The organism is Croceibacter atlanticus HTCC2559, from assembly GCF_000196315.1.
GTDB lineage: Bacteria > Bacteroidota > Bacteroidia > Flavobacteriales > Flavobacteriaceae > Croceibacter > Croceibacter atlanticus.
Genome location: NC_014230.1, coordinates 2,096,882 through 2,116,616, shown reverse-complemented (window position 1 = coordinate 2,116,616; position 19,735 = coordinate 2,096,882). Strand labels below are relative to the sequence as shown.

Below are 19,735 nucleotides of genomic sequence, written 5' to 3'. Positions count from 1 at the left end.
GAAATGTAGATATAAGCTTTAGTTGTTGTTGAAAGACTTGGCAATGTCTTCAAATCCTTCAACGTTTATCATATCATTATCTACCGTTTTGAGCATCTCTATTAATTTTTGAGGATTCATTTGGTTTCCTAACACTCTAGCAACACCAAAACCTTTTTCATAATCCTCACCATAAATAATTATCTCATCTATAGCATCTTCTTCTCCAAGGTATAGAACTTTCGCATTCATCCCATTTTGATTAAACTTCATTAGCACATGAAATTTATCATCTTTAAGAATACTATTTATCTTGGCTTTCTCTTCTTCAAACGCTACAGTATTTTCTTCTTTTTTTGGAAAAGCTAATACATTTACTTTCTTAACAGTTGAAAGTGTTTCTTGTTGCTCTTTGGTCATATTGTCATTAACCATTAACAAGCTAGAAGGCAGATCCAACGATAAAAAGTTTTCATTGTCTTGATTGTCTACATAATATTCTTGTAAACTTTGTTTTCCGTTACAGCTAAAGAATAAAACAACTGTTAGGCTTAAAATTAATTTAGTTAGCGTCTTCATTTACTTTTGTTTTTTAATATTCTTTAACTCTTCAGATCCTGGTACTTTTAAATCTGATGCTAGTTTAGAAACCTGTTTTAAGTTTATATTTCCTGTAATTTGAAGTATAACAGTGGACGGTTTACCATCTTCTGTACCATCTAAATGCATAAATAGCTCATTTACAAAATCATCATTTTTACCTGGTTTTATGTAAAAATTTACTGCTTTACCATCTTCATTAATTCTCATAAGTTGCTCTAAGCCACCAGAAGAAATGTATGATTTTGCATCTGCATTCATAGTAGTTCTTACATCACTCCTATCTGTTACAAAAACTCGTATTTCATTAAGGTTTTCAATAAGGTCTACGTAGTTCTGCATTTCTGGGTCAGAGCTGTTTACATCTATTTTATTAAGTAACTTAAACATCTTACTTGTCATTACCATACTGGTAACGTCTTTCATAGTCTCATACTTACTAAAATCCTGAGCTGTAGCTGTAACACTAGCAAACAAAATTGCTAATACTAAAATTAGGGGTTTTACTGTTTTCATTATCTTATTTATTATTGTCTGTTATTAATTTATTTTTGGTGGTTTCTATTTCTTTAAGGTACACCAATTCATCATTTCCCTCATTCATATAAGCAGAAACAAGGTTGAGGATTGCCTTTGTTTTCTGTAGTGCTATTTCTGGGTCTTCATAGGTACCCAAGTCATTACTGTTTTGTTGTATACCATTATTGTACCAAATTGCAGTTGCAATTAAAACAACACTTGCAGCAATAGCCATCCACGGTTTAAATAAAGGTTTAGAGGTTTGTGGGGTATTGGTGGCAACTGTAAACTGTTCTTTTTTTGCTTTAGCAAAGTAATTAAACAATGGCTTGTAAGACTCTAAATGAGGCGCTACGTTATCACTTAAGTAATAATGCCTTAATTGGTCTTCTTCTTTAAGAGACGTCTCTCCTTCAAGATATTTTTGGGTTAGTATTTCAATGTTCTGCAATTCCATAGTCTTGTAAATTTTGCATTTGCGATCTTAATTTCTTTCTTGCTCTAGAAAGGTTTACGCGTACTGCAGTCTCATTCATATTTAATATTTTGGCAATAGCATCATACTCCATTTGCTCTATTTCTCTTAGCTGTATAATTACCTGCTGTTGCTGTGGTAACTCATTTATTAAATGCTCCACCAACTCCAGTTCATTCTTAGTTTCTAATTGCTTTTGCAACCCTGTTTGGTGGTCTTCATAATTATTATGAACTATCCTAAGGTTGTTGTTTCGTTTTAACCTTAACTCATCTAAACAATGATTTTTAGTCACCGTCATAGCAAAAGCTTCAAGATTATCATATGTTTTTAAGGTCTCTTTGCGTTTCCAAAGTTTAACTAAAACATCTTGAGTTGCATCTTCTGCTGCTTCTTTAGATACTAATAACCTTCTAGCCAAGCGAAACATCTTGTCTTTTATGGGTTCTATTTGTTGTAAAAACCTTTTTTGGTTCATTAGTGTTGGTTATTAGGCAGCTATGCGACTTACTATTACGACGTGTATGTATAAGTTTTGTTACATCTGCCTCTTAAATTTATACGAAATAGATATTTTTGAAGTTACTTAGACACAAGATAAGCCTTATGAAAGCTATAAAAGTTATATTACTTACAGTATTAACCTCAACTCTATTATTTAGTTGTTTTGAAGATCAAGACGATAGTATTGGTAATGCTTCAAACTTAGAAATTAATAACTTCATATATAGAGGTATGAACGCATACTACCTATATAAAGCAGACGTTCCCGAATTAACTAATGGCGCATTTGAATCTGCTACTGAGTTAAATGAGTTTTTAGATAACTATGATAGTCCGGAAGATTTATTTTATAATGGCCTTTTATCTAACCAAGATAGGTTTAGCTTTCTGGTTAATGATTATGTGGCTTTAGAAGAATCTTTTAGTGGTATTACTAAAAATACAGGGATGAAATTTGGTTTGGTAAGGTATCCTAGTGATCCTAGTTTGGTTTTTGGCTATGTACGCTATATTGTACCAAACTCGCCTGCTTCGACTACAATATTAGAAAGAGGAGATGTTTTTACAAGTATAAATGGCACACAGCTAACAGATACAAATTTTAATTCTCTTCTTGCTGCGGAAACTTATAACCTAGGTATGGCTAATTTTGATGGAGAAACTGTTACTGAAACAAATGAAACAGTAAACCTTACTAAAGTGGAACTCACTGAAAACCCTGTACACCTTGCCACAACACTTACTATTAATGGTCAAAATATTGGTTATTTAATGTATAACGGATTTATTGGAGATTTTGATGCTCAACTTAATGAAGCTTTTGGTCAATTTCAGGCAGGCAATGTTACAGACCTTGTATTAGATTTGAGATATAATGGTGGTGGCTCTGTAGAAAGTGCCATAGATTTATCAAGTATGATAACTGGGCAATTTACAGGTGAAATAATTACAACCGAACAGTGGAATGCCGAAATACAAGCAGCTTTTGAAGCTCAGAATCCAGAACGTTTGGTAAATAGATTTGATGATAGAATACGTACAAACGCCGCTACAAATAGTTTAAACTTAAATAGAGTTTATATACTAACATCGCCAAGAACGGCATCTGCAAGTGAGTTTGTAATAAATGGTCTTAATCCATATATAGATGTTGTACAAATAGGAACTAATACCACTGGAAAATTTCAAGCTTCTGTAACTCTATACGATGCTGAAGATTTTAGAAAAACTAATGCCAATCCAGGTCACAGATATGCTATACAACCATTAGTATTAAAAGAAGTAAATTCAGTTGGATTTACAGATTTCATAGATGGTTTAGAACCAGATACGTTTATTGAAGAAGATTATGCTAACCTTGGTATTTTAGGAGATCCTAATGAGCCTCTTTTATCTTTGGCTTTACAAGATATTGCTGGTTTTGCACCATCACAAGAAACAGAAAACAGTACACACTTAAGAACAACATCTCTTGAAGAAATTGGTGAAAGCAATATGAATAGTCCTCTATACCAAAAGATGTATAAGGAAGATCTTTCTGGAATACCTCTATTCAACTAAAGTTACCATTGTCTAAATTCTTTATAAGCAGGACCTTTTTCTTCAAAAAACTCGAATAACTTTAGTTTATCTTGTTGTTTTAAAAGTGGCTTATACCGATCATCTTGAGCACAAAAGTAAATGAAATCTGAAATGTAAGCTTCTGGCACACCACAATATTCCTCAAAATAATGCACTGCCATAGCTTGTTCTCCTTGTACAACCAAACGGTCTAGTTTTGCCCATTCGTTAAGTTTTCTCAATTTTTTAAGCTCTCCATTTAAAGTATTTATCAATAAATCTAAAGGTCCCGAAGATGCTGTATAAATTCGCCTTTCCTCAATGGTTGGCAAAGGTTTTGTAGCTTGAGGCAATCCCAAGTTAGCTGCACTTAAATAGGGTTGTAACGGAATGTTTTTAATATCTGTTTCTTCAATTCCTATTAAATCTACACTACTTAAAAGTACCTCTTGTAACTCGTTTATTTTTGGAAATAGAAAGACCATATAGTTTGGGTCTTCAAGTATTGTAGAGGTTACTTCTACCTCTAATGGTTCAAACTGTATGGATGAAAAATAAAGGTTCTCTCCTATCGAAACATCAATCTTAAAGTCACCTTTTTCATTAGTAACTACACCTGTTTCTCTAGAGAGATTTAAGACACTTACCTCAAGTGTATCTCTTGTTTGTGCAATAACACGTCCAGATAATTCAAATGAGTTTTGAGCTATACAAGTAAAATTTACAAATAGTAGAATAAAAATAAGTAGATGTTTAATCATAAGATTTTGGGTATGCTTTACTTGTGTCTAATAGAAACTGAATGAGCTCTAGTTTTTTAGGAGACTTTATAAGCTTTATAGTTAAACCATTATCCTCTGCATAAAAGATAAAGTTATTTATTTCTTTAAAAGGTATATTAAGTTGTGTTGTGAAAAAAGAATCATTAAACTGCTTACGCAGCTCTACATCCATATCATAAAACCCTTGTGGCGGAAGATTTTTATCTGTCTTTTTCTTTTTAAATACCTTTCTTATAATATTAGCTATGTTAGCACCATTTTGCAGACTTAAACTTTTAAGAGCAACATTATCTACAGAGCTTTCTGGTGTATCTGTAAATTCATAGTTATAACCATATACTGCATCTAGAGAATTAATATCAAAAACAGCACCTGCATTAGTCTCAATATAATTAATATCAACCTCAAAGTTTCCAGACAAATCATAAGGCCTTATAAACACTTCTTCTAAAGTATTTACAGAAGGAACTACCTTAATACTTATGGTTTCAGTATTAATTACACCTTTGTCAATAATAATTGTAAAGACCGAGAATTGTACAGAAGAAAATTCTAGCAAATCATTTTCAGCAACATCAATCTTAAATTTTCCGTAGCTATCTGTTACTGTTCCTTTACTAGAGCTAACATTAAAAACGGTAATTCCTTCTGCACTCATAGAAGATGATACACTTAATTGTCCAGTAACCTCTACTCTATCTTGAGCATTTAAAGAGCATAAGCCTATTGCTAAAAAAAGTAAAAGTATTAAGGCTTTCATAATATTTAGGTTATACCTGATGCGTTATCTAAATTTACAGAAATTTGAGGCTCTCTATTAAAAAGACCCTTAAAAAGTTAAGGTATTACAGAAAATATAAAATTTATGATAAATGCAATAGTTGCAAGTACATCTACAATACACGGCAGTAGCTACCTAGAATACTTGAAACCGGCATTAAAAGAACTATATAAAGCTAGCAATGAGGTTGTATTTATACCGTATGCTAGACCAAGCGGACTTACCCATGATGAATACACTAAAATTGCAGAAAACGGATTAAAAGATTTGGGAGTAAAGGTTATTGGTCTTCACACTTTCAAAAATCCACAACAAGCGTTAACAAATGCAAAAGCAATTTTTACAGGTGGCGGAAATACGTTTCAATTAGTACATATGCTTCACCAACTAAATCTTATGGAAACATTGAAAGAAGCTATAATAAAAGGTACACCGTATTTGGGAACGAGTGCAGGAAGTAACATTTGTGGCCCGACAATGCAAACAACAAATGATATGCCTGTAGTATATCCTTCTAGTTTTAAGACTACAGGTATAATTCCATTCAATATAAATGCACATTATTTAGATCCAGATACGTCTTCTACCCATAAAGGAGAAACACGAGAAACACGCATTAAAGAATTTCATATATATAATTCAACGACAGTTTTAGGTCTAAGAGAAGGCTCTTGGCTTAAAGTTAAAGGAGATGATATTATTTTAGAAGGAGACCTAACTGCTAGAGTTTTCATTAAACAAAAACCGCCATATGAAGTTGAAAAAGGCTTCAACTTTAAAGAACTTATATAAATGGATTATCAAAGTATATTAAACACAATAGAACAGAAGTTAGATAAGCGTAACTGTAAAGGAAAAGTAGCTGCTTATATTCCAGAGCTTGCTAAGGTTCCTGCAGATAAATTAGGAATGCATTTGTATTGTATAAATTCTGGGCATTATAGCTTTGGAGACAGTAATGAAAAATTTTCTATACAGAGTATCTCCAAAGTTTTTACGCTTGCTTTAGCCATTCGTTTTGTTGGTGATAAATTATGGGATCGTGTAGATGTTGAACCTAGTGGAGATCCATTTAACTCACTTACACAATTAGAGTATGAAAATGGTATCCCTAGAAATCCTTTTATAAATGCAGGCGCATTAGTAGTTGCAGATGTATTGGTAACACATCTTGAAAATCCTAAAAAAGAGCTTCTCGATTTTGTACGTCAACTTTGTGAAGATGATACTATCGATTATGATGAACGTATTGCTAAAAGTGAAGCTGCAAGTGGCTACCGAAATGTAGCATTAATGAATTATATGAAGTCTTTTGAAAATATTAATAACGATGTAGATGAAGTCTTAGATTTCTATTATCACCAATGTTCCTTAGCAATGTCATGTAAAGAACTAGCTAAAGCCTTTATGGTATTTGCAAATGCCGGAAAACAACTTAGTACTGGCAAGAGAATTTTAGGAAAGCAAAAAGTAAAACGTATGAATGCATTAATGCAAACTTGTGGCTTTTACGATGAGGCAGGTGAATTTAGTTTTAAAGTTGGTTTGCCAGGAAAATCTGGAGTTGGTGGCGGTATTGTGGCTGTTCATCCACAACAATATTCTGTTGCGGTCTGGAGCCCAATGTTAAATGAGAAAGGAAATTCAGAACTTGGTATGGATGCATTAGAAGAGCTTACTACACTTACAGGTTTAAGTATTTTTTAATTACAAATGTTTCACAAAGTGATAGCCTTTTATATCATAGCCTAAATTCATATAAAATTTATGGCTAGGATAATTGTTTACATAACTATTAAGCTCAAAAGTCTCGCACCCTTTAGAGATGGCATAATTAAAAATCCATTCAAATACTTTTTTACCTAAACCACCATTACGGTTTTCTGGCAGAATATAAACGTGATCTTGCTCACAAGATTTACCTGCATAATGCCTGGTCATAAACCACAATCCAAAAACACCAATTAAATTCTCATCATCGTATATACCAAAACACTCATAATTTTGCTGAAACATTTCAGAATATCGTTGTTTCAAAAGTGAATTGTCTACTGTGTGTCCCATTAATTCATGTACTAATGGCGAAAAAAGATTGAAGTCATTAAAAGTGAGTGGTCTAATGTCTGGTATCATACTGTGGTTTTCTCCTTAATAAATAGTATTTTTAATCGCATAAAATTATAACAACTCAACATTCTTATGACTAAGAAAACATCAAAAATACAAGACTTAATAGATAGTAACTTTTTAGAGGAACGTAAAGTGTTTCTTTGGGGACAGGTAGATGATAAATCTGCAAAACATGTTGTAGATCGTCTTATGTATCTAGATAGCCAAAGTAATGAGGAAATACAATTCTTTATTAATAGTCCTGGTGGTTATGTAACTGCAGGATTTTCTATGTACGATACCATTATGTCATTAAAAAGCCCAGTATCTACAATTGCATCTGGATTATGTGCATCAATGGGTAGTATATTATTATCTGCAGGTAAAAAAGGCAGACGTTTTATACAACCTCATGCAAGAGTTATGATACACCAACCTAGTGGTGGCGCAAGAGGACAAGCTAGTAATATAGAAATACAAGCTCAAGAGATTATAAAAACAAAAGAGCTTAGTGCCAAAATATTAGCAGATAATTGTGATCAAGATTTTGATAAAGTTATGAAAGACTTTAACAGAGACTATTGGATGGATGCTCAAGAATCAATTGACTATGGTATTGTAGATGCCATTTATAAATAATGTAATTATGGGAAATTCAATTTTGCATAAAGAGAACAGTACACATGGTATGTTCTATATAAAAAAGGATAAGGGAATTGCTTCAGAATTAAACTATAAGCTTCATAATGATATTATGACGATAGACCATACTGAAACAAAACCTGAATTTGAAGGCAGAGGTTTAGGTTCTAAACTGGTTGAAGAAGCAGTAAATTACGCAAGACAGAAAAACTTTAAAATAAATCCGTTATGCCCTTTTGTTGAAGTGAAATTTGATGAAACACCTGCATATGAAGATGTGCGCGCATAATGGCTTATGTTGTTAAACAAATTACAGCTGCTGAAACTATTCCTGTAAGACATCAGGTTTTAAGACAAGGAAAACCAATTGAAAGCTGCGTGTTTCAGAACGATGAAGATTCTCAAACATTTCATTTAGGAGCTTTTCATAAAGATGAGCTTATAGGTGTTGCTACATATTTAAAATCAAAAAGCAGCCATTTTTCTCAACAGTACCAATATCAATTAAGAGGAATGGCTGTTTTAAAACACTACCAAGGCAAACAAATTGGCAAACAATTACTACAATTTGGTGAAGAAAAGTTGGCTTTACTAAAAGCTTCACTTTTATGGTTTAATGCAAGAGAAAACGCTTGGAGTTTTTATGAGCGCAATGGATATTCAAAATTTGGCGAAGAATTTATGATTCCAGATATAGGTAAACATTTAGTGATGTATAAACAACTATGAATAGAAGACACTTTATAAAATGTTCATCTGCAATAGGTGCTTTAACTATGCTCCCTATATCCTTATGGTCTCAAGCTACCACAGTATATTCTAAAGATATTTTAACAGGAAAAGGTAATCCGCAGTTGTTTGGAGATGGCTATAGGCTTCAAGAAAAAGCTCATAAAGCATTTAAAGCTATGAAAAGTGAAGCTTTAAAGGAGAATATAAATATACAAGTAGTCTCAAGCTATCGAAATTTTGATCATCAAAAAAGAATTTGGGAAAGTAAATACGCTAGATTCACAAAACAAGGGTTAAACCCAAATCAAGTAATTTCAAAAATCATAGAGTACTCTACTATTCCTGGTACATCTCGGCATCATTGGGGAACAGATTTAGATATTATTGATGCAAACAGTACCTATAAAGGAGATGTATTAGTACCATCTAAATTTCACGGTACAGGTCCTTTTTGTAAACTTAAAGAGTGGATGGATAATAACGCCGCAAACTTTGGGTTTAAATTAGTGTATACAGATAATCCAGCTAGAGAAGGCTTTAAATACGAACCTTGGCACTACTCTTTTGCTGAGATTTCTAAACCTATGCTTTCGGAGTATAGAAATATAGACCTAAAATCATTTTTAAAAGAAGAAAAACTCTCTGGTTCTTCAATTATTACAAGTAAGTTTATAGACGATTATATTACTAAAAATATTCTTGATATAAACCCAGAACTTCTTTAAGAACCTGAAATCAAATTTAAAGACGCACTCAAACTTTCATTCCTATTATATTTAAAAGATGCGTCAGAAAAACTATAAACCATTCTCTACTACAGAAGATTTTTCTAATATAGATCATATAATTATAGGATCTGGTATTGGCAGTCTTACTACTGCCGTATGGCTGGCTAAATCTGGGAAGAAAGTTATTGTTTTAGAACGCCATTACGTTCCTGGCGGTTTTACTCATAGCTTTAAGAGAAAACATGGCTTTAAATGGGATGTCGGTGTACATTATGTAGGTAATGTTGGACCTAATGATTCTCTCAAACCATTTTTTGATTACCTAACTCAAGGAAAATTAGATTGGGAATATATGGGTGATGTATATGATGTAGCTCATATAGATGGTATGGTATATAAGTTTAAAGCTGGAAAAGATCAGTTTATAAATCAAATGATTTCATATTTTCCTCAAGAAGCTCAAGCTATCAAACAATATATTAAGCTTGTTGAAAATGCAAATAAAAGAAGTTCAGCATATTTCTTTGAAAAGGTTTTTGAACCTATTCTTCAAAAGACTTTAGGTAAAATTATAAAGAGTCGATTTAAAAGGTATGCAAAACCAACAACTTTTGAAACCATAAGTAAGCTTACATCAAATAAGCGTTTAATAGCTGTTTTATGTGCACAATGTGGAGATTATGGTTTACCCCCAAAACAAAGTAGTTTTGCTGCGCACGCATTAATTGTTGGTCATTTTCTTAATGGCGGCTACTACCCTAAAGGAGGTTCTGAGCAAATTAGCCTTAAAACGATAGATACATTAAACGAGTTAGGAAGTAAAGTTTATATAAACGCTGAGGTATCTAAAATTGTAATCAGTAATAATAAAGTAACTGGTGTAATTGTAAATAACACATTTCTGCCTAGCAAAAGTATAATTAGCGGTGTTGGCATTTCTAATACAGTAAACCATTTATTAAAAGGCCAAGACAATAAATTAAGCGCAATTAACTTTAAAGCCATTAAACCATCTATAGCGCATATGTGTTTATATGTCGGATTAACTAAAACTAGTGAAGAACTAAACTTGCCGAAGCATAATATTTGGTGGTATGATAATGATAATATAGATGCTATTCTTAATGACACACCTTTAGATGAGGTTTCAGATAAATTTGCATATGTCTCCTTTCCATCTTCTAAAGATCCTTTATGGGAAGACTATAACCCTAACACTAGTAGTATACAAGCTATTTCATTTGCCAATTACAAATGGTTTAAAGAGTTTGAGGAGGAGCCTTGGAAAAAAAGAAGTGTAAAATATGACTCACTAAAGCAAGAATTTGAAACTAAAATGCTTGAAAAGCTATATTTGCTATATCCACAAATAAAGGGTAATGTCTTAGTTACAGAGGTTTCAACACCATTATCTACAAAACACTTTTCTAACTACAAACACGGAGAAATATATGGTTTAGACCATTCTCCTAAACGATTTTTAGAAAGCGACATTAGGCCTAAAACAAAAATTAAGGGTCTATATTTAACTGGTCAAGATGTAACAGTTGTAGGTGTAGGCGGTGCAATGATGGCAGGTGTACTTTGTGCTACAACAATTTTAAAAATGAATAGTTGGAAGAATTTTAGGGAAATGGGAAGATTTAAAAACAAAAAAGACTAACCTTAAAAAGATTAGTCTTTATATGTAGCGTGGGGCGGGCACGATCCGCCGACCTCAGCATTATGAATGCTGCGCTCTAACCAGCTGAGCTACCACGCCAAAATTTCAATTGCTAAGTTAGTCACTTAGCGGGTGCAAATATAATAACATTTCTGAGCGTGGCAAGCACCTTTAAATTTTTTTTTTAGCCAAATTTGTTTTGCCGTTAACAATTAATAATTATATTGGCCAACCAACAAACTACACAACTAATGGAAGACAGAATAAAATATGAAATGGAGTTCGTTATACAGTCGTCTCCTTCCTTGCTTTACAATTACCTATCAACACCTTCAGGTCTTAGTGAATGGTATGCCGACAATGTTAACTCTAGAGGCGAACTTTTTACTTTTATTTGGGAAGGTAGTGAAGAACAAGCTAAACTGTTAAGTAAAAAAACAGATGAACGCGTAAAGTTTAGATGGATGGATGATGTAGATAATGAAGAATCATATTTCTTTGAGCTTCGTATACAAGTAGATGAAATTACCAAAGACGTTTCTTTAATGATAACAGACTTTGCAGATGATGAAGATGAAGTAGAAGAAGGAAAAATGCTTTGGGAAAATATGGTATCTAACCTAAAACAAGTGCTAGGTTCTACTTAAAAAAAATATCATAACCGTATCTTTGACCCGATTTTATAAATCGGGTTTTTTTATGGTAAATTTTAACGGCAATCTAATACCTCAGGAAGAGGCAAAACTTTCTATTACTAATAGAGGCTATTCTTATGGAGACAGCCTTTTTGAAACCATTCGTGTTTTAAACGGTAAGGTAATATTTTGGGAAGATCACTATTTTAGATTAATGTCTTCAATGAGGATATTAAGAATGGATATTCCTATGGCCTTTTCTCCAGAATACTTAGAGACACAGATTAAAGAAACTGTACAATCTAAATCTTTAACTAATGCAAGAGTAAAATTACAGGTGCATAGAAAAGAAGGTGGTCTGTATTCTCCGAAAGACCGTGGCATAGAATTTATAATTATGGCTACAGAACTTAAGGAGCCCTTTTATATGGGTAAAGACCAAGCCTATGAAATTGAACTTTTTAAAGACCATTACTTAACTAGCGGCTTACTATCTTCAATAAAATCTAACAATAAACTAATAAATATTCTAGGAAGTATTTATGCTGAAGAAAATGATTATGCCAACTGTCTTCTTATAAATGAAAACAAAAGTGTTGTAGAAGCTTTAAATGGTAATCTTTTTTTAGTGAAGGGCAATGTTATAAAAACGCCACCAATTTCAGATGGTTGTCTTAATGGCGTTACTCGAAAACAACTCATAAATATTATTGGAAAACTTGAAGATTATACTTTAGAAGAAGCATCTATATCTCCGTTTGAGCTTCAAAAAGCAGATGAGCTATTTATTACAAATGTTATTGTAGGAGTACAATCAATTACAAAATACAGAAAGAAGGAGTTTGAAAATACAACTGCAAAGTCTCTACTAGGAAAACTTAATGCTCACGCAAGGCTAAGTTAATTATAACTTGGATTTTCTGGCGCGTTACTCCAAATTAGGTAATCACCACCTAGTTCGACCATTTTTTCTTTCCAGAAACTTTCTGAAGATTTGCCAATAATATTATTCTTATCTTCATTTTCTAGTACAATCCAAGAGTTTCCAGAGAGCTCATCATCTAATTGGGTTGCATCCCAACCAGAGTAACCTAAAAAAAAGCGAATATCCTCTTCAGATACTTTTTTGCTCATAATAAGCTTAGTGACTTCATTAAAATCTCCAGCCCAATAAATTCCATTAGATATTTCAATACTATTTGGTATAAGATCTGGTACTTTATGAATAAAGTATAGATTGTTCTCCTCTACAGGACCTCCTTTATAAACTGGAAATGTATTTTCTATCTCAGGGATTAAATCACTTAACTCGTAATCTGAATGTTTATTAAGAATAAAACCAACAGAGCCTTCAATAGAGTGTTCTGCTAAAAGAATTACAGACCTATTAAAAGAGACATCTGCTAAAATAGATGGCTCTGCAATAAGTAAATCTCCTTTTTTCGGTTTTGGTGTAAACATTAAGGTGTGGTTGTAAGAAACTAGTTAAGCTAATCTAGATATAAAATACCAATATAACAAATAAGGCTTGTAATAAAAAAAGCCCTGCAATTTTGCAGGGCTCTCATATCTAATAAAGATAAAACTTAGTTTACAGCTTTCTGTAAATCTGAACCTGCTTTAAACTTTACTACGTTTTTAGCAGCGATTTTGATAGTCTTACCAGTTTGTGGGTTTCTACCTTCACGAGCAGCTCTTTTAGAAACGCTCCAAGAACCGAATCCTACTAAAGAAATACGGTCACCTTTTTTAAGACCTTTTTCAATGTGTCCTAAGAAAGATTCTAACGCTTTTTTTGCTGCTGCTTTAGATACTCCAGCATCTTCTGCCATTGCATCAATTAAATCTGATTTGTTCATGAGAATGAATTTTTAAATAATGTTGGTTAAACTTATGCTTAATTGCTCTACAAATTTATACGGATTTCTTTACCACGCAAGGTATAGCAAGGGAAATGCGAGTATTTGTTAATAACTTTAACCTAATGTTGATAAACACAGCTTTAAATCTTAAGATTTTAACAATCCCAACACCAATAAGGGGTTAGACCACATAGCTATCTTCTTTAAAGCTAAATCCATTTAAAAGATCTTTTATTGCCATTTTACGCTTTCCAGGAAGTTGCAACTCTTCTACCAAAATAAACCCATCTTTAGCTGCAATTTTTAAGGTAGAATCTTCAATGTTTATTGTTCCAGGTGATTTCGAATGTTCTTCCTGTCGCATTCTAACTTTGTAAAGTTTCATACGCAACTCCTCATTGTCTTGATAAAGTATTGTGTATGCTACAGGAAAAGGATTTAAGCCTCTTATCTTATTATACACCTCATTAACTGGTAAAGACCAATCTACTCTTGTATTGTCATTATTTAGCTTGTAAGCCGTTTTTAATGTAATATTTTGTGGTTGTGGTGTTGTTGTTACAGTATCTTCCGATATTAGTTTTAGGGTTTCAGTAACGGTACTACATCCCAAATTCATTAATTTATCGTGTAGGTCTCCTACTGTTTCATCTGGCGTAATAGTTGTTTCTTTTTGTAAAATCATTTCACCAGTATCAATCTTTTCGTCTATAAAAAATGTTGATACGCCCGTTGTAGTCTCTCCATTTATAATTGCCCAATGAATAGGTGCTGCACCACGATATTGTGGTAATAATGATGCGTGAAGATTAAACGTACCATATTCAGGATACTGCCAAACTTGTTTTGGTAACATCCTAAATGCAACAACTATTATTACATTAGGATCTAACTCATTTAGTTGCTCACTAAATTCTTCAGATTTTAAATTAGTAGGTTGCAATACTTTTAACCCTTTTTTTACAGCATACCCTTTTACGTGAGACTCGTGAATTTTACGACCTCGTCCTGCTGGCTTATCTGGTGCTGTAACCACACCTACTACATTGTAATCTTCATTAATTACATGATCTAATATAGTTGTGGCAAACTCTGGAGTGCCCATAAATAATATTCTTAAATCTCTCATCGTATTTTATATGTGTTTTCTGGTGTCCTCATAATTAACTCTTCACTTACTAATAAGCTTAATACTTGTAATAAGGTTTGTTTAGGCAGTTTTATAGCTTCTGAAAGCTCATGTGAGGACTTATTAGATTGTTTTAATTGAAAAAAAATAGCTTCTTTAATACTTTTAAAATCTGTTTTTTGTGATTTAGTTTGTTTAGTTGAGCACACAGAGCAAATTCCACAAGGTGTTCCTTCAGTTTCATCAAAATAGTGTAATAGCTGAAGCATTTTACAATCTTCATCATTCTTTACATATTTTAAAAATGAAGAGATTTGGTACTCCTTATGTGATTTTTGTTGATTTATATACGGCACCAAAGGATTAATAGTATGATCATCTTCCCTAGGTTTTAAAAAAGTAATCTGAGCGTCGTGTTTAGAAAATTCAAATGTTATGATTCCTTGTTCATCCAATTCTTTTAACAACTGTAATGCTTCTTTCTCGTAAGTGCCAGCTTTTGCTAAAACCTGCACTAAATTTATTGAAACAGGAGCTTCAAAAATACCTCCATAAGAACGCAAAATGGCTTTTATAATTGGTTCATATTTAGGATTTTCTTCAATAAAATAAAGTAATTGTTTATTTGTAATAATAAACTGCACCTCACTTTTTTTAGCATAACGCTGTGTTAGAGTAATCACACTCGCTCTATCTAAAGTCTGTAAAGTTTGGTATGTTAATAATGTATTTAATTGGTAGTGTTGGCAAAATTCATAAAAATTAAAACTAAATGTTTCTCCTTCACCTTCACCAAAAGCTATTCTAAAAAAACTATTAAGTTTTGAGTACACGTATTTTACACCTTCAACGCTTGGAAGGTTTTTAAGAAAAAGATCTTGTATTAAAACAGTATCGCTTTCATTATAAATCATTACGGCCTCTGCCCTATTACCATCTCTTCCAGCACGTCCTGCTTCTTGGTAATAGCTTTCAAGACTATCTGCAAAATTAAAATGGATAACTTTTCGTACATCTGCTTTATCTATTCCCATTCCAAAAGCATTTGTTGCTACCATAATTTTTTTGGTACCATCTAACCACTGCTTTAGGCGATCTTTCTTTTCTGAGTTTGTAATACCACCATGGTAATTTGTAGCACTAAGATTATTGGTGTTTAAAAAGTTAGAAATATCCAACGTTAACTTTCTATTTCTTAAGTATACAATTGCACTTCCGGAAATGTTTTGCAGTTCCCTTAAGAGAGTTTGGTATTTGTTATTAGATTTTAGAGTTCGCAATGCTAAGTTCTCTCTCTTAAAAGACTGTTTTATTACCTTGGGTTGGTATAAATCTAATAATTGTATTATATCTTTCTCAACATCCTTCTTGGCTGTTGCTGTAAGTGCTAAAAATGTTACTGAAGGATGTAATTCTCGTAAAATTTTAATCTCTCTATATGCTGGTCTAAAATCGTGACCCCATTGAGAAATACAGTGTGCTTCATCTATAGCTATAAGGTTTACATTCATAGCTTTTATACGCTCCTGAACTAAATTTTGCTGTAAGCGTTCTGGAGATAGGTATAAAAACTTATAATTACCATATATGCAATTATCTAAAGCAGCATCTAAGTCTGAATAGCTCATACCACTCGTAAGTGCCATTGCCTTAATTCCTTTATTTTTAAGAACATTAACTTGATCTTGCATAAGTGCAATTAGCGGAGATATTACAATACAAATACCTTCGTTTACCATTGCAGGTACCTGAAAGCACAACGATTTACCACCACCTGTTGGCAAAAGTGCCAAGGTGTCATTATGATCTAATACAGAAGAGATGACAGATTCTTGTGAAGGCCTAAAAGCTTCAAAACCCCAAAATTTCCTAAGGGTATGTTCGGCTTTTATCATAAACCTTTAATATGTGATAGGATAAATTCTACACGTTCACTTACACCAGTTTTAGGTACCATGATTAAATTATAACCTAAGCCTTTATATGTTTTTCTTAAAAACTCGTGTATCTCTAAAGCTTCTTCATAGCTTTCGTAACGCTCATTATCTTGCTTATAAATATCTTTCCAAACAGGGAAATAAAAAATTAAATCATATTTATAAGTTTCATTTGTAATCGTAAATCGCTCTGGGTAAGGTGTTTCCTTATAATCCATATAGGCAGTTACATCTGGAATACCTCTATCAAAAAATATATATTCTTCATCAATTGTTTCTGCATCTATGTATTGCTGTACTCTACCATTCATGAGCATCTCACTAAACAATAATGGCTCTTTTAAAAACAATTGCTCTATACCTTCCTTTTGAGCTTGAGCTGTTACATCTCTAGAAATTTCGTGAAAACATGTATAGCCTTCATCTTCTATAGCTCTTATAACAGATGTTTTTCCTGTACCAGGACCACCTATCATTACAATTTTTTTACTTTCCATGTGACAAATTTCGTGAATTAATGCCATATACTAAACTCAAACTAATTTCAATTTAACAGATTACAAAAATGGTATGATTATGGTATTTTTGTAAATAAACTAATACTATGACAGATAAAAGTGACGCATTTTATAAAAAATTAAAAAGTCAATTAGCAGATACTGCTTTATGGCCTACAGAATACTTATATAAATTTATAATTCCTGCAGATGAGGATAAGGTAAAAGAAATACATACTATCTTTAATGATATGGGCGCTGTAATTAACACGAAAGCGTCTAGTAAAGGGACATATTCTAGCGTGTCTGTTAATGTAAAAATGAAAAATCCAGATGCTGTAATTGCTAAATATAAAGAGGTAGGCGAAAAAATTGAAGGTGTTATTAGCTTATAAGGTTAAATTTATCTTTAAAACATTTTAACTTGCATATAATTTAGTATTTTGCAGTCGTGCTAGATACTTCGGCACCTATTGAGATACCTAATATAAACAACTCATTTTGACAAACGATTTAGAATATAACTCTGAAAGGAGTAAACTCATTATTCCTGAATATGGCAGACATATTCAAAAAATGGTAGAACACGCAGTAACTATTGAAGATGATGCAGAACGAAATAAAGTAGTTAAATCTATTATTTCGGTAATGGGAAATCTTAATCCCCATTTAAGAGATGTGCCAGATTTTCAGCATATGCTTTGGGATCAGTTATTTATAATTAGTGACTTTAAACTTAATGTAGAGTCACCTTTTCCTATACCAACTCGTGAGGAATTATACGAACGCCCAGAAGGTTTAGAGTACCCTCAAAACTTTCCTAAGTATAGGTTTTATGGTAATAACATAAAACGAATGATTGATGTGGCTGTAAAATGGGAAAAGGGTGATAAAAGAGATGGCTTGGTTTATACTATTGCCAACCACATGAAAAAATGTTTTCTCAACTGGAATAAAGATACCGTTGATGATGATGTGATTTTTGATCACCTTTTTGAATTGAGTAATGGTGAAATTAATATGAAAGTTAAAGATGAAGACTTGTCTGAAGCTTCAGATTTAGTTAAACATACTAATAGCCATAACTCAAACAGAAAAACCTATAAAAAGAAATCTTACAGCAATAATAGAAATAAAGGACGCAAAAGACGTTAAACCTTAATCATTACATAACAGTTTCAAGTTTGTAATAGCTTACCTTGAGATCTGTTTAAATTTCAATTTAAAATCTTACCAGACCTTATGGGAACCTTTAAAATAGAAGGTGGTCATCAATTAAAAGGTGACATACAGCCTCAAGGCGCAAAAAATGAAGCATTACAAATTCTTTGCGCAGTTTTACTAACTTCAGAAAAAATCATAATTAATAATATCCCAGATATTAGAGATGTAAATAAACTCATCACTATTCTGGAGCACTTAGGTGTAAAGGTTGAAAAACTTTCTAAAGGCAGTTATAGTTTTCAAAGTGATGATCTGGATTTAGAGTATTTAGAAGGTGAACTTTTTAAACAAGAAGGTAGTGGCTTAAGAGGTTCTATAATGATAGTTGGTCCTTTACTAGCTCGCTTTGGAAAAGGTTACATTCCTAGACCTGGTGGTGATAAAATTGGAAGAAGACGTTTAGATACGCATTTTGAAGGGTTTATTAAGCTTGGTGCAAACTTTAGATATAATAAAGAAGAACGCTTTTATGGCGTAGATGCTCCTAACGGTCTTACAGGTACCTATATGTTATTAGATGAAGCATCTGTAACTGGTACTGCAAATATTGTAATGGCAGCAGTTTTAGCAAAAGGAGAAACTACTATATACAATGCAGCTTGTGAGCCTTACTTACAACAACTTTGTAAAATGTTAGTGTCTATGGGTGCTAATATTGAAGGCATAGGATCTAATTTACTTAAAATTACAGGAGTTGAAACTTTAGGAGGCTGTACTCACAATGTCCTCCCAGATATGATTGAAATAGGATCTTGGATAGGTCTTGCTGCAATGACCAAAAGTGAGGTTACTATAAAGAATGTAAGTTGGGACGATTTAGGATTAATTCCTAATACGTTTAGAAAACTAGGAATTACTGTTGAAAAACAAGGCGACGATATACATATTCCTGCTCACACCAATGGTTATGAAGTACAGAGTTTTATAGATGGTTCTATAATGAACATTAGTGATGCGCCTTGGCCAGGTTTTACACCAGATTTATTAAGTATTATGTTAGTAGTTGCTACACAAGCAAAAGGTAGTGTTCTCATACATCAGAAAATGTTTGAGAGTCGCTTGTTTTTTGTGGATAAACTAATAGATATGGGCGCAAAGATTATACTCTGTGATCCTCACAGAGCAACTATAATTGGACATAACTTTGAGTCGCAATTAAAAGCAACTACAATGACAAGTCCAGATATTCGTGCAGGTATTTCATTACTTATTGCTGCATTGTCTGCCAAAGGAACGTCTACTATCCATAATATAGAACAGATAGATCGAGGTTATGAAAATATAGATGAACGCTTAAAAGCTATTGGCGCAAAAATTACAAGAATTGAATAATCTTTAAGATGCAAATAAAAAGCCCGAAGTTAAAACTTCGGGCTT

Annotated in this window: 25 protein-coding genes and 1 tRNA gene; 13 read left to right on the top strand and 13 right to left on the bottom strand. The window is 32.6% G+C overall.

Annotated features, from left to right (window positions below):
* Nucleotides 1-18 precede the first annotated feature (18 nt).
* The 4 genes from CA2559_RS09600 to CA2559_RS09585 are packed head-to-tail and all read right to left on the bottom strand — an operon-like array spanning nt 19 to nt 2,051.
* Entirely contained in the window at nt 19-558 is a 540-nt protein-coding gene (locus CA2559_RS09600; RefSeq protein ID WP_013187686.1) for a DUF4252 domain-containing protein, read from the bottom strand.
* Nucleotides 559-1,095, bottom strand: a complete 537-nt coding sequence (locus CA2559_RS09595) for a DUF4252 domain-containing protein (protein WP_013187685.1) — start codon at nt 1,093-1,095, stop codon at nt 559-561.
* A gap of 4 nt (nt 1,096-1,099) precedes the next feature.
* Nucleotides 1,100-1,555 (bottom strand): hypothetical protein, encoded by a 456-nt coding sequence (locus tag CA2559_RS09590; protein ID WP_013187684.1) that lies wholly within the window; start codon nt 1,553-1,555, stop codon nt 1,100-1,102.
* Nucleotides 1,536-2,051: an RNA polymerase sigma factor gene (locus CA2559_RS09585; RefSeq protein ID WP_013187683.1), complete on the bottom strand. Its 516-nt coding sequence runs from the start codon at nt 2,049-2,051 to the stop codon at nt 1,536-1,538. The genes CA2559_RS09590 and CA2559_RS09585 overlap by 20 nt, the downstream gene beginning before the upstream one ends.
* Nucleotides 2,052-2,179: 128 nt before the next feature.
* On the opposite strand from CA2559_RS09585, the gene CA2559_RS09580 reads away from it, so the two are divergent.
* Entirely contained in the window at nt 2,180-3,637 is a 1,458-nt protein-coding gene (locus CA2559_RS09580; RefSeq protein WP_013187682.1) for a S41 family peptidase, read from the top strand.
* Nucleotides 3,638-3,639: 2 nt separating this feature from the next.
* Here the strand turns inward: CA2559_RS09580 and CA2559_RS09575 are convergent, their stop codons facing one another.
* Nucleotides 3,640-4,398, bottom strand: coding sequence for a peptidase associated/transthyretin-like domain-containing protein (locus CA2559_RS09575; RefSeq protein WP_013187681.1), 759 nt, complete (start codon nt 4,396-4,398; stop codon nt 3,640-3,642).
* On the bottom strand, nt 4,391-5,179 hold the full coding sequence (locus CA2559_RS09570) for a hypothetical protein (protein WP_013187680.1): 789 nt from the start codon (nt 5,177-5,179) through the stop codon (nt 4,391-4,393). Before CA2559_RS09570 ends, CA2559_RS09575 begins: the two co-directional genes overlap by 8 nt.
* 105 nt (nt 5,180-5,284) lie before the next feature.
* Between CA2559_RS09570 and pepE the strand changes: the two genes are divergently transcribed.
* Together pepE and CA2559_RS09560 are read left to right on the top strand one after the other, a co-directional pair.
* Nucleotides 5,285-5,992: a dipeptidase PepE gene (gene pepE, locus CA2559_RS09565; protein WP_013187679.1), complete on the top strand. Its 708-nt coding sequence runs from the start codon at nt 5,285-5,287 to the stop codon at nt 5,990-5,992.
* Nucleotides 5,993-6,907 carry a glutaminase gene (locus tag CA2559_RS09560; RefSeq protein WP_013187678.1) on the top strand — a complete coding sequence of 305 codons (915 nt, stop codon included), beginning with the start codon at nt 5,993-5,995 and terminating at the stop codon, nt 6,905-6,907.
* Here CA2559_RS09560 and CA2559_RS09555 read toward each other — a convergent pair whose 3' ends face one another.
* Nucleotides 6,908-7,333 (bottom strand): GNAT family N-acetyltransferase, encoded by a 426-nt coding sequence (locus CA2559_RS09555; RefSeq protein WP_013187677.1) that lies wholly within the window; start codon nt 7,331-7,333, stop codon nt 6,908-6,910. It lies immediately after the preceding gene.
* Between the two features lie 66 nt (nt 7,334-7,399).
* On the opposite strand from CA2559_RS09555, the gene CA2559_RS09550 reads away from it, so the two are divergent.
* From CA2559_RS09550 to CA2559_RS09530, 5 genes are read left to right on the top strand one after another with little or no spacing between them, the layout of a single operon-like run.
* Nucleotides 7,400-7,948: a ClpP family protease gene (locus CA2559_RS09550; RefSeq protein ID WP_013187676.1), complete on the top strand. Its 549-nt coding sequence runs from the start codon at nt 7,400-7,402 to the stop codon at nt 7,946-7,948.
* Nucleotides 7,949-7,955: 7 nt separating this feature from the next.
* Nucleotides 7,956-8,240 (top strand): GNAT family N-acetyltransferase, encoded by a 285-nt coding sequence (locus CA2559_RS09545; protein WP_041241181.1) that lies wholly within the window; start codon nt 7,956-7,958, stop codon nt 8,238-8,240.
* A complete protein-coding gene (locus CA2559_RS09540; protein ID WP_013187674.1) occupies nt 8,240-8,680 on the top strand; it encodes a GNAT family N-acetyltransferase in 441 nt (146 codons plus the stop codon). The genes CA2559_RS09545 and CA2559_RS09540 overlap by 1 nt, the downstream gene beginning before the upstream one ends.
* Nucleotides 8,677-9,408, top strand: coding sequence for a M15 family metallopeptidase (locus tag CA2559_RS09535; protein WP_013187673.1), 732 nt, complete (start codon nt 8,677-8,679; stop codon nt 9,406-9,408). The genes CA2559_RS09540 and CA2559_RS09535 overlap by 4 nt, the downstream gene beginning before the upstream one ends.
* Nucleotides 9,409-9,466: 58 nt before the next feature.
* The gene (locus tag CA2559_RS09530; protein WP_013187672.1) at nt 9,467-11,074 is read left to right on the top strand and encodes a phytoene desaturase family protein; all 1,608 of its coding nucleotides are present in this window, start codon (nt 9,467-9,469) and stop codon (nt 11,072-11,074) included.
* Nucleotides 11,075-11,099: 25 nt separating this feature from the next.
* Here CA2559_RS09530 and CA2559_RS09525 read toward each other — a convergent pair.
* A tRNA-Met gene (locus CA2559_RS09525) sits at nt 11,100-11,173 on the bottom strand.
* A gap of 152 nt (nt 11,174-11,325) precedes the next feature.
* On the opposite strand from CA2559_RS09525, the gene CA2559_RS09520 reads away from it, so the two are divergent.
* Together CA2559_RS09520 and CA2559_RS09515 are read left to right on the top strand one after the other, a co-directional pair.
* Entirely contained in the window at nt 11,326-11,721 is a 396-nt protein-coding gene (locus CA2559_RS09520) for an START-like domain-containing protein (protein WP_013187671.1), read from the top strand.
* Nucleotides 11,722-11,773: 52 nt separating this feature from the next.
* Nucleotides 11,774-12,613, top strand: a complete 840-nt coding sequence (locus CA2559_RS09515; RefSeq protein ID WP_013187670.1) for an aminotransferase class IV — start codon at nt 11,774-11,776, stop codon at nt 12,611-12,613.
* Here CA2559_RS09515 and CA2559_RS09510 read toward each other — a convergent pair.
* From CA2559_RS09510 to CA2559_RS09490, 5 genes are all read right to left on the bottom strand, one after another.
* Nucleotides 12,610-13,170, bottom strand: a complete 561-nt coding sequence (locus tag CA2559_RS09510; protein WP_013187669.1) for a YqgE/AlgH family protein — start codon at nt 13,168-13,170, stop codon at nt 12,610-12,612. The two genes, CA2559_RS09515 and CA2559_RS09510, sit on opposite strands and share 4 nt — an antisense overlap.
* A gap of 125 nt (nt 13,171-13,295) precedes the next feature.
* A complete protein-coding gene (locus CA2559_RS09505) occupies nt 13,296-13,568 on the bottom strand; it encodes an HU family DNA-binding protein (RefSeq protein WP_013187668.1) in 273 nt (90 codons plus the stop codon).
* Between the two features lie 184 nt (nt 13,569-13,752).
* Nucleotides 13,753-14,700, bottom strand: a complete 948-nt coding sequence (gene fmt / locus CA2559_RS09500) for a methionyl-tRNA formyltransferase (protein ID WP_013187667.1) — start codon at nt 14,698-14,700, stop codon at nt 13,753-13,755.
* On the bottom strand, nt 14,697-16,595 hold the full coding sequence (locus CA2559_RS09495; RefSeq protein ID WP_013187666.1) for a RecQ family ATP-dependent DNA helicase: 1,899 nt from the start codon (nt 16,593-16,595) through the stop codon (nt 14,697-14,699). The genes fmt and CA2559_RS09495 overlap by 4 nt, the downstream gene beginning before the upstream one ends.
* A complete protein-coding gene (locus CA2559_RS09490) occupies nt 16,592-17,134 on the bottom strand; it encodes an AAA family ATPase (RefSeq protein WP_041241180.1) in 543 nt (180 codons plus the stop codon). Before CA2559_RS09490 ends, CA2559_RS09495 begins: the two co-directional genes overlap by 4 nt.
* A 107-nt stretch (nt 17,135-17,241) precedes the next feature.
* Between CA2559_RS09490 and CA2559_RS09485 the strand changes: the two genes are divergently transcribed.
* The 3 genes from CA2559_RS09485 (at nt 17,242) to murA (ending at nt 19,690) form a co-directional block, all read left to right on the top strand.
* On the top strand, nt 17,242-17,529 hold the full coding sequence (locus CA2559_RS09485) for a DUF493 family protein (RefSeq protein ID WP_013187664.1): 288 nt from the start codon (nt 17,242-17,244) through the stop codon (nt 17,527-17,529).
* A 106-nt stretch (nt 17,530-17,635) separates the two neighbouring features.
* On the top strand, nt 17,636-18,289 hold the full coding sequence (locus CA2559_RS09480; protein ID WP_013187663.1) for a DUF4290 domain-containing protein: 654 nt from the start codon (nt 17,636-17,638) through the stop codon (nt 18,287-18,289).
* Between the two features lie 87 nt (nt 18,290-18,376).
* Nucleotides 18,377-19,690, top strand: a complete 1,314-nt coding sequence (gene murA, locus CA2559_RS09475; protein WP_013187662.1) for a UDP-N-acetylglucosamine 1-carboxyvinyltransferase — start codon at nt 18,377-18,379, stop codon at nt 19,688-19,690.
* The last annotated feature ends 45 nt before the right edge of the window (nt 19,691-19,735 follow it).